The sequence below is a fragment of the Reichenbachiella carrageenanivorans genome, assembly GCF_025639805.1.
In the GTDB taxonomy this organism is placed as follows: domain Bacteria; phylum Bacteroidota; class Bacteroidia; order Cytophagales; family Cyclobacteriaceae; genus Reichenbachiella; species Reichenbachiella carrageenanivorans.
The window spans coordinates 4039749-4050677 of record NZ_CP106735.1; the positions used below are offsets into that span (position 1 = coordinate 4039749).

The following is a 10929-nucleotide window of genomic DNA, read 5'->3' on the forward strand; positions in this document are numbered from 1 at the left end:
GCCACTTATTTTTGGCTTCAAATTTTCAAACATATGAGTACAACATTCGACTGGAAACCAATCAAAGAATATTCGGATATCAAATTCGAATTCTTCGAAGGTATTGCAAAAATCACCATCAACAGACCTGAGGTATACAATGCCTTCAGACCAGAAACCAACAATCAAATGCTGGAAGCCATGGATATCTGTCGTGAACGCACAGATATCAATGTAGTGGTGTTTACCGGAGCTGGAGACAAAGCCTTTTGTTCTGGCGGAGACCAAAATGTAAAAGGCGTTGGTGGATACATCGGTGAAGATGGCGTACCAAGACTCAATGTGCTGGATCTACACAAAAAAATAAGATCGTTGCCTAAACCTGTAATTGCTATGGTCAACGGCTACGCTATAGGTGGCGGCCATGTTTTACATGTAGTTTGTGATCTCACAATTGCCTCAGACAATGCGAGATTCGGGCAAACAGGCCCAAAAGTGGGAAGCTTCGACGGTGGATTTGGCTCTTCCTATCTAGCCAGACACGTAGGCCAGAAAAAAGCCAGAGAAATTTGGTTCTTGTGCGAGCAGTACACGGCCGACGAAGCCGAAAAAATGGGTATGGTAAACAAAGTAGTACCACTAGATCAGCTAGAAGCCACTACTGTGGAATGGTGCCGCACGATCATGAAGCGTAGCCCTCTGGCCATACGCATGATCAAGCGCAGCCTCAACGCCGAACTGGATGGTCAGCATGGCTTGATGGAAATGGCGGGTGATGCCACCCTGATGTATTACCTAATGGAAGAAGCACAAGAAGGCAAACATGCTTTTCTCGAAAAAAGAGACCCTGATTTCGACAAATTCCCTAAGTTTCCTTAAAATATGAAAGTAGTCTACTGGTTCATCATTCTATTACTTATATCATCTTGTTCTACACCCAAGGTGATCAAGTATCTGAATGATGAATTGGACTACAGTCAGTATCATACCTACCGGCTGATCAATTACAAAAGTGATGACAAGTCTTATTCGCAAGAAGGACTTGCTTTTTTTACGCAAGTAGAAGAGGCCATCACTCAAAACATGACAGCCAAAGGATATGAAAAAGCAAACAAACCAGACCTGATCGCCAGATACGAAATCATATCGACTACTGCCTCCAGTTCTAATAGCAACAACAACTACTACGACCCATACAGTTACTACCAGCCCTACTATGCCCCTACTTTTTACGAAACAAGTAAATTCACGGAAGGTGTAATCTTAATCGAACTCAGGGATCGTAAGCAAAAAAAACTGGTATGGCAAGGCAGCCTAGATCTCAAATACACCAAACGCATAGAAGCGCATCTAGCGATATTAGAATCTATCAATAAAATATTTAAGACCTATCCTTATCTGGCAGGAGCAAATGAAGCACAGCCTGAGCAATAAAGTGCAAGCGATCTATTGGAGGCCTGCTAAAAAAGCTCTACTCTCCCCTTCAGTTGCTCAATATTTCCCTCTAAATGATTTAAATACCTTCGACTACCTAGGTAACGATTTTTGTTGAATTCATCATAATTGAGAGCAGCAGGATCGATAGAACTGATGCGTACGCGCTCAGAAGCATGAATAAATTCGCCCGCACCCAGCCAAAGGCCTACGTGAGTAATTCGTTGCTTGGAGCTATCTGTGGCAGGTTTGCCAAAGAATAACAAATCTCCTTTTTTCAATTCTTCAAAAGTTCGTTCTAAATCTACCGCAATACCAGCATTTACCTGCTGTGAAGCGTCTCTCGGAATCACCAAGCCATTCATCAAATAAACAGTTTTGGTAAAACCACTGCAATCCATGGCTTTGGCTGAAGTGCCTCCCCACAAGTAAGGCGTTCCCATCAGTTGTCGCGCATAGTACTCCATCAAATAACCTGAAGGTTTTAGTTCGTTTAACCAATTTTGATAATCTTTCACCTCATCAGCACTCACATATCCGAATCTACCATCAGGAAACCTTACTCGTATCAGTTTATCTACTTGCCCCTCTTTCATCAGCACATTGCCCAGAACCAAATCCGAAAGCACCGTTTTCTGTTTGCTATCGAAATAAGCCTTAGTGGCAACTGTAGTCACTATCACTTTATTAGCGGCTTGCCACTCTTGCAGTTCAGTGTTCGTTTTCAGCGCTACTCCACCATGATCTACCCAAGCGATATAATCATCGGGCGTCTGCACATAATACCACTCTTCTGTGATTTTGAGCACTTTCAACACTGTACCCAAAATAGCTTGCGTGGCCAATTCAGCCGAATGCTTAGGTTGGGTTCTCAGGTTAGCAACCGAATTGGTAACTATAGCGTACTCGTGTTTCAGCGTAGACTCATCGGGCAAGGTATTGACTTGATTAACCAACTGGATGCCCTGTGCCCCCAATATATTCATAAAAGTAGCCAAAGCCCTGTACTGATCTGTTTGTCCAGCAAGCAACAACCGATTGCCTTCTTGGCTAATCTGAATATCAAACAAAGCCACACGACTATCAGGTGCATATTGTTGTTTGATACTATCTCTGGAGACCAATGCTTGATCTAGTATTTTAGAAGATTGGTTTTGCTGGCAAGCAAAAGCCGAAAGAAAAATAAGGACAAAAAGTAATCGATGAATCATATATGGGTCTATTTTGGATCAGACGCTAATCTACAAAAATAATCGTTTCAGCATTTGTTGAAGTGTATAATAAATAGGGCAATCAAATTGCTTTGCAGAAGGCCGATTCTTAGTTTTGCGACAAACAATTACTATCAAATGCAGAAGCCTTCTATTCCCAGAGGAACCCGTGATTTTGGTCCATTACAAATGGCCAAAAGAAACTACATTTTCAATACCATCAGAGGTGTATATGAGCGCTATGGCTTTGCGCAATTAGAAACCCCTACGATGGAAAACCTTTCGGTGCTCACAGGCAAGTATGGCGATGAAGGCGATCAGTTGTTGTTTAAGGTATTGAACTCAGGCGATTTTTTATCAAAGTCCAAGGCCGAAGATTTTGAATCTGGCAGTAAAACAATACTACCGAAAATTGCTGAAAAAGGCTTAAGGTATGATCTAACTGTACCTTTTGCTCGGTACGTGGTGATGCACCGCAACGACATCACCTTTCCATTTAAACGCTACCAAATCCAGCCCGTATGGAGGGCCGACCGTCCTCAAAAAGGCCGGTACAGAGAATTTTATCAATGCGATGCTGATGTAGTAGGCACAGATTCGCTGATCTGTGAATCCGAAATCATCGCGATGATCAATGAAGTTTTTACCGCATTGAGGTTGCCTGACTTTACCATCAAACTCAACAACCGCAAAATTCTGGTTGGCATTACTGAAGTGATCGGAGCAGAAGGCAAAGAAGGAGATTTTTGTATGGCAATCGACAAGCTGGACAAAATAGGCCTAGACAAAGTGAATGAGGAATTGATTCAAAAAGGATTTTCGGCTAAGAGTATAGAGTTACTAAAGCCTATTTTTGAATTTGATGGTACCATCAGCGAAAAATTGACCTTCTTAAAAGACTATTTTAGCGAAAGCGAAACAGGTCTAAAAGGAGTAGCCGAAACAGAAGAAATACTCAACTACCTAAGTGCCTACAAACTAGAAAACGATCATCTAGAATTGGATTTGACACTGGCCAGAGGGCTCTCATACTATACGGGCACCATCTTCGAAGTAAAAGCCAATGGCGTACAAATCGGCAGCATCACTGGAGGAGGAAGGTACGACAACCTCACTGGGGTATTTGGACTGAAAGACGTGTCTGGTGTAGGCATATCATTTGGGGTAGATCGCATCTATGACGTACTCGAAGAACTGGAGCTCTACCCAGAGTCTACAGCTACACAGGTGCAAGTAATGATTGTGAATTTTGGTCAGACCATGACCACACAAGGTATCCAACTGATGCAATCGCTTAGGAATGAAGGCATTCGAACAGAAATTTATCCTGACGAGGCTAAGATGAAGAAACAAATGTCTTATGCTAATAATCTCAACATACCGTTCGTTGTGATGATAGGTGAAGATGAAATCGCTGCCGGCAACTATACTTTGAAAAACATGATCGATGGCGAACAAGCTGCCTACAAAATCGATGATCTTATTTCTAAAATCAAGAATAGTCGCTAGATTGATGACTTTTAATTGACACTACGTCAGACCAATAAAGTAGCCCTTGAAACTAAATTATTTCCATTTCCTCATCCTGTTCGTGCTGTGCTTGTTCACAAGTATGATCCAAGCTCAGCACACGAGTGTGCTTGGCAGGTTCGATGTGGACTTTGTAAAAGGCTGTACAGGCATGACGATCAACGTGAGTCTAAATGATCCCAAATGGGCTGGTGGTCAATTTTGGTATGAAGGCTTCGACGGAAAAGCTGGCGAACTCAACACCTCACACACCTACGCTGTGGCGGGCGATTTTTATGTCACCATGTCTACCAACATACCTGGAGAAGAAGATTTGGATTCTATCCAAGTGGTGGTCAGCGCCCCAGACAAGCCGAATTTCACTATCCATAATTGTTCTTCGCACACCATACGGGTAGAAATAGAAGACGACCACTACGACAGTTATTTTGTAGAATATACCACTACTGACAACGAGGTAGTAGCGCCACTGTCTCTTTCTACTGCCTATAACTACGGTACCCAAGGCAGCTACCGTATAGATGTGACAGGCAGGTACAATGGTGGCAGCAATACCACCTGTGGCACAGACAACAAGGGGTTCAATAGCATATCTACTATAGTAAGCCCTGAGCTGACCTCTGTAGAGACTATTACCGAAAGTAAAACAGGAGAAATCCAACTCGGATACTCTCTAGCTGAGGATATCATCTATAACTTAGAAAGCTCACCTGATGGCACAGACGAGTTTACCTTCAAAAAAGAAGTTACTGGTGCTGCAACAGTACTCACCAATCTAAACACGGAAGATGATTTTTATTGCTATCGCATCAATACCTATGATGCCTGCAACAACCTCACTCTATTATCGGACATTATATGTTCGGTCTATTTTGATGTAGCAGGTACCGAGCAAGCCAATACTATCACATGGCAAACAGATACAGTACAAGCCCAGTCTTACGATATACTGAGAGATGGCAAAGTGTTGGCCTCGATCACAAATACATCCTTGACCAGCTACGATGATAGCGAGGTGATTTGCAACAAAGAATATATTTACAATGTACAACCTCGGTTCAAAAACAATGGGTCTTCTTTATCGGTGGATACCGCCGTTATCGCTAGCAAGTCTGCCAGTTTGCCTGCCATAGGCTACCCTACTTCTACCATCAACATAGCCAATGAGGTAGAACTCACATGGGGACCTCCTGATACGGGAGAGATTCCATTCAGACGTTACATTATCGAAAGAAACATTAGAGATCGTGCATGGAAATACTATGATGCCTCTGACGATACCACTTACGTGGATACCGAAGCTACTTTCTCTGGAGAGCATGCCTATCGCATCCGCTACGACGACGACTGTGGCAACCTCGCAACACCATCTCCAGCCACTATACCGATCATAATAGAGCAAGGAGCTGTACGAGGTAAAGAAGTCAATTTCAATTGGAATAAATACGAAACTTGGCTCAATGGTATTCGAAATTATACGATTGAACGAATCGATGAATCTGGCCAGGTATTAGAAGAATACCAAGTATTTAGCGGACGCGAAAAAGTAATCACCTTCTCCCCCAATGACTCTGAAGACAAGCTGATTCGTGTACGTGCAGAGTCGCTAGATCCGACACCAACGTTTACTTATTCTAATGTGATCCTCACAGAACTGAGCACCAGTATGTTTATGCCCAATGCCTTTACACCAGACGACGATGGGGTCAATGATATATTGGTAGCAAAAGGGCCTTTGGTTTTCAACTTCAAATTGGAAATTTACAACCGATGGGGTGCCTTGATTTTTTCGACTACAGACAATTTTAACGGGTGGGACGGTAGAATACGAGATCAAGAAGCAGATGAAGGTACTTACATCTACAGGATATATTATGAAGATGCCGAAGGCAGGTCTTTCGACCAGTCGGGATCTGTATTACTCATGAGAAAAGGATAGCGATATGTTAGACATGATGAAAATGATGGGCAAAGTGAAGGAGATGCAAGAGAAAATGAAAGCAGCTCAAGCTACACTCGCTCAGATAGAAGTAGAAGGAGAGTCTGGAGCTGGTTTGGTTAAAGCCACAGTAAATGGCCAAAAAAAGGTATTGAAAGTGATAATAGATGATTCTCTAGTCAATACGGCCGACAAAGAAATCGTACAAGACCTGATTGTAGCTGCGATCAATAAGGCACTAGACGAAGCTGACGTGATCTCCAAAGAGCACTTGCAAAAACATACCGAAGGCATCATGCCCAACATCCCTGGTTTTGACTTAGGCAATATGTTTAATGGCTAAAACAGCCGTAGTCATATTAAACTATAATGGCGCCCAATACCTGGAGCAATTTCTACCCTCGGTAGTTCAATACAGTGACACCGCTGAAATCATCATCGCAGACAATGCTTCTACAGATCAATCGCTGGCGTTTCTAAAAGATAACTATCCTGATCTTCGATTGATTGTATTTGAAGAAAACCTAGGCTATACAGGCGGCTACAACGAAGCCCTACAACAGTTGGATCACGACTATTGCATACTACTCAATTCCGACATTGAGGTTACTCCCAATTGGATCGAGCCTATCACTAACTTCATGGACGAACATCCAGAGGTAGCGGCCTGCCAACCTAAAATTTTGGACTACCAAGACAAAACAAAATTCGAATATGCTGGCGCAGCTGGAGGGTTCATCGACTTTATGGGCTATCCCTATTGTCGTGGGCGCCTATTCGATACACTAGAGTCCGACTTAGGCCAATACGACGACATTACGGAAATCACCTGGGCTACAGGTGCTTGTATGTTTGTACGAACGAGCGATTTCAAAGCCGCTGGTGGATTTGATGTTGATTTCTTTGCTCACATGGAAGAGATAGACCTGTGCTGGCGCTTTCGACTGATGGGCAAAGCTCTATACTGCATCCCTGCTAGCAAAATATACCATGTCGGCGGAGGCACTCTCAATAAGCTCAATCCACGAAAAACTTATCTCAATTTCAGAAACAATCTCTCGCTTCTATTTAAAAATGAAAGCGGCACGGCACTACTCTGGAAACTCCCCTTCAAATTTGTACTAGACTGGGCTGCTGCTTTAAAGTTCGGTTTAGATCAATCATGGGATCATGCATGGGCGGTACTTCGTGCTCAGTTTGACTTCATGAGACGACTCTTATCGAATTGGAAAAAACGCAGAAAGATTCATTTTCAAACAACAAAAAAGGTATCCAATACAAAAGTCCTTTTGCCTTTTCAGTATTTCATAAAAGACAAAAGGACTTTTGATCAGTTGTGATTTCACCCAAAATCAGATTAGTCTAATTGGGACTCCTCTACTGGTAGTGATTCCTCCTGAGAATCTAGTTGTTGTTCTAAGTGGTCTAAATCATATCCTTCTGGGAATGGACTTATTTCTTGCTTCACAGGCTTTACTTTTGGCTCTTTTTGTTTTTTCACAGAATGATAACCAAACAAGAAATTGACGCCTGCACGCACATTCAAATTCTTTATTTTTCTCACATCCCCCGCTCCTATAAAATTATCCACGGAAGTATAAAGCTGTAGAAAACCCAACCGAGCACCAAGCCCTCCTCCTATAGCAAATCCTTGACTTGGTTTCTTAGAGACCGAAGTAGACACCGTAAGCATTCGGCCCAACCTATGCGTATAGCCCAACCCATAAGTAAAGCTAAGATTGCCTAGGTCATTTCTGGTCATCACTGTAGCACTTACTGTCCCTTTTGGAATCACTTTGTACGCACCCGAAACAAAGACTCTAGTGTTTAGTTTAGACTTAAAACCCTCGAAGTTTTCACTATAATCGAAAAGCTGCTCTAATGTATCTTTGAGAATATCACCTGCATCATCCAAGTCTTCCAGATTCAACCCTCCAAAAACAACTTCCGACTCCTCTAGCTGATAGTTTTTCACCCCTTCCTTCCATGTAATACTTCCTATATCGTTGATAGAAACAGCAACGTTAAGCTTAGGTGTCAACTGCAAGTCAGCCCCAAAGTCAAAACCATAGCCACTATTAGGGTTGCTAATTATATACCCTTCTTCATCAAACATATCAAAACCAGCAGTATTAATCACAGGTTTATTGGTACTTACATTTACATTGTAGCCTTCGGCATCAGTAAGAAAACTCACAGAAGCATCTTTATCTACCTGTGCTTGTGCAAAGCCCTGCAAATATTTAACCTTCATTCCCACTCTGAGTTTTTTATTTCCCATAATCATCCATTCGTGCGAATAGCCCACTCCATACTCTCTATAGTAGGTGCCTCCTCCACGAAGATTATTCTCCGTTACCTCTTGATCCAAAAACTCACCGTTACCATGTAATATATACTCTAACATGCGCTTAGGGTAGTAAAAGCTTGATTTGACTCGTTCATTGGCGAATACCTGAACAGCTCCACGCCCTACATGAAAACCCATTTGAAACAAAGAAATCGAGCCATCAAAACTCAAACGATCTCCCTGTTTCATATTGGACAATAGTTTTTCTGGGACAAACTGAACGGAATCTGTTCCTGATATGGCATCAAACATATCATTATAGTTGAAACTATTACTGATATTGGTATTGATTCCCGAAATCACAGGTAGCGAAAGGTAGAAATCCGCATCTGGAAAAAATACAGGATTATAGATATTGCTTTGGGGAGTCAGTTCACCCATATGATAAAACGTCAAATCACTTTGCGCTTTAGCGACAGTCATAGCAACAAATAAGATCGATACGACGGCGATTATTTTTATGGTGAACTTTATCATAATGCTATCGTTACCTCACCTGCCAATGACAAGTCTATTTTCAAAATATAATCCGAATACAAATCAACAAACCTACCTTCTTCGTGCTCAAATGTTGATATGTTGGCTACTGCCAATATCTTATCTGTATTCAACAAGGCGTCGATACCCTCACGGGTCAGGTCGATAGTCGAAGCAGACAGCTTAGGTTCTTTTGTTTTCCCTTCTGCATCCAGCTCTGGTGATTCTATCAAAGCTGCATTTCCTAAAGAAAATAAAACTTGTCCATCGCTATCCAAAAATTTAAGATCTATATTTCCTGCAAAGGGAATTTCATTGGTTGCCACCAAATTAAAAACAATTTGTTCGGCATCTTCTACATCCAATCCATCGAGTGCAAAATCAAAATCGACACTAAATCCATCCATCTGAAACTGCATCGGAATGGCAATCACAGACACCACCTTGACTTCGCTCTCCTCTAGTAAAAAATTACTTAAACGTGTGCTTTTAGAAGGGTTAGGTATACCCGAAACAGAAAACTCCATCCGTTCTGGTGCTGAATTGAGCAATTCGTCGATATTACTATTTTTGGAATCCAGTATAACAGTATCAATTTCTACTTCTCCCTCTTTCTCTGGAGATGACACAAAACCGTCGATCCCGGGAGGCGTTTTGTCTTCCAATTGAATCTCGCTATTATCAGAAGCAACCGCTTTTACTTCATCAAAAACAAGCTCCATATCCATCCCATATGAATTCTCTGTAATGAGTAAAACCTGAGGATCTTTTAACTTAAGACCATCGCCCGACAACTGATCAAAAGCAGCCATTTCAATCGAATGAGAATGTAATACCACCGGATCACTTCCGAAATTTCCATATATCTTAGAAAATTCAGAATTTGTATAAGACAGATCAAACACCATTTTATCTGTAGGCAAAATTTCTTCCCCATCAAAGGTAATGGTCCCTGTCACCGTCACGGTAAACTCATTTTCATTCGAACCGTTTTTTCTAAACTTGGATTTTAGACCTAGCAATGGTCTAGAGTAATCATCTATCACCTCTGCCCCAGTATAAAAAAGCTGTTGAGTTGAAGTTAAATCTTGATTGGTCGCTACATCCTTGGTGCCTTCGATTACCCAGGTATAGTCTATATCTCCCTTGAAAGTCGATACCATATCAAAGTCGAGTGTACCTCCATTATAAACCACAGAATCTATCTCTTCACCATTGATAGATGCAAATGTAAAATTGAAGGTTTCGTTAATATCGATAGTATATGCTGCTGGAGTTACAGGAAAGGCAATATTTGGCTCAAACAATTCCGTATTAGACACTGTTCCAATCTCAATCAGGTCGTCGTGCTGATTGTAATACGTACTGTCTTTAAAATACATATAGAGTAACTGATCTTCACCTGTGACTAACTCTAATGACTCATCATCTAAGTCATTAATAAGTTCCCCCATCGTATATTCGGAATACCCTAGATTGAGTGCGATATGTGGTGAAATGGTCGGTGCTTTTATTTTATCTAAATCTTCATAATGACATGAAGCTGTAAAAGACAAGCAGAACAAGACGGCTGCCTTAAATAGGTAAGTTCTCATAGTTATGTTAAGTGAAGTATGGTACAATTTGACCGCCTTTCCAAGTTGGAAACAAAACTAAATATTAAAATTCCATAATTGAATATTTTCGATGAATGAATAGTTTTTCACTACGTATACTTCAAATCAGTAGGATTAATCAAAGGTGACTCTAACAATTTATTCTCTAAAATTGGAATAATCTTCGTTAAAATTGAATGATTTTTATGTTACGTTTATTGATATTCCATCGTAAAATGGCTACTTTAGTTCTTGTTTCATTACCAAACAAATCCTAACTAAAGGTTTTAATCCATTTTTCTAATACCAATCTACTTCCAAAATCGGTGATAATGAGCTTTGGAACATCAATTCTTAAGAAGTAGAAAAAAAGCCACTTTTGCGAGTGGCTTTTTCTATTTTCAATTCTTCATA

Annotated in this window: 9 protein-coding genes; 6 read left to right on the top strand and 3 right to left on the bottom strand. The window is 41.2% G+C overall.

Going from position 1 to position 10929, the window contains the following annotated elements; translation table 11 throughout:
- Positions 1-33: 33 nt before the first annotated feature.
- Both menB and N7E81_RS16415 read left to right on the top strand, forming a co-directional pair.
- Entirely contained in the window at positions 34-858 is an 825-nt protein-coding gene (gene menB / locus N7E81_RS16410) for a 1,4-dihydroxy-2-naphthoyl-CoA synthase (RefSeq protein ID WP_263050682.1), read from the top strand.
- 3 nt (positions 859-861) lie between these two features.
- Positions 862-1413 (top strand): DUF4136 domain-containing protein, encoded by a 552-nt coding sequence (locus N7E81_RS16415; protein WP_263050683.1) that lies wholly within the window; start codon positions 862-864, stop codon positions 1411-1413.
- 26 nt (positions 1414-1439) lie between these two features.
- On the opposite strand, the gene N7E81_RS16420 is transcribed toward N7E81_RS16415, so the two are convergent.
- Positions 1440-2624, bottom strand: coding sequence for a C40 family peptidase (locus N7E81_RS16420; RefSeq protein WP_263050684.1), 1185 nt, complete (start codon positions 2622-2624; stop codon positions 1440-1442).
- Positions 2625-2762: 138 nt separating this feature from the next.
- On the opposite strand from N7E81_RS16420, the gene hisS reads away from it, so the two are divergent.
- From hisS to N7E81_RS16440, 4 genes are all read left to right on the top strand, one after another.
- The gene (gene hisS / locus N7E81_RS16425) at positions 2763-4133 is read left to right on the top strand and encodes a histidine--tRNA ligase (protein WP_263050685.1); all 1371 of its coding nucleotides are present in this window, start codon (positions 2763-2765) and stop codon (positions 4131-4133) included.
- 103 nt (positions 4134-4236) lie between these two features.
- The gene (locus N7E81_RS16430; RefSeq protein WP_263050686.1) at positions 4237-6093 is read left to right on the top strand and encodes a gliding motility-associated C-terminal domain-containing protein; all 1857 of its coding nucleotides are present in this window, start codon (positions 4237-4239) and stop codon (positions 6091-6093) included.
- Positions 6094-6097: 4 nt separating this feature from the next.
- A complete protein-coding gene (locus N7E81_RS16435; RefSeq protein ID WP_263050687.1) occupies positions 6098-6436 on the top strand; it encodes a YbaB/EbfC family nucleoid-associated protein in 339 nt (112 codons plus the stop codon).
- Positions 6429-7433 (top strand): glycosyltransferase family 2 protein, encoded by a 1005-nt coding sequence (locus N7E81_RS16440; protein ID WP_263050688.1) that lies wholly within the window; start codon positions 6429-6431, stop codon positions 7431-7433. The genes N7E81_RS16435 and N7E81_RS16440 overlap by 8 nt, the downstream gene beginning before the upstream one ends.
- A gap of 17 nt (positions 7434-7450) precedes the next feature.
- Here N7E81_RS16440 and N7E81_RS16445 read toward each other — a convergent pair whose 3' ends face one another.
- Both N7E81_RS16445 and N7E81_RS16450 read right to left on the bottom strand, forming a co-directional pair.
- Entirely contained in the window at positions 7451-8866 is a 1416-nt protein-coding gene (locus N7E81_RS16445) for a DUF5723 family protein (protein WP_263050689.1), read from the bottom strand.
- Between the two features lie 50 nt (positions 8867-8916).
- Complete coding sequence (locus N7E81_RS16450; RefSeq protein ID WP_263050690.1) at positions 8917-10515, bottom strand: hypothetical protein; 1599 nt, start codon at positions 10513-10515, stop codon at positions 8917-8919.
- Positions 10516-10929: the final 414 nt, after the last annotated feature.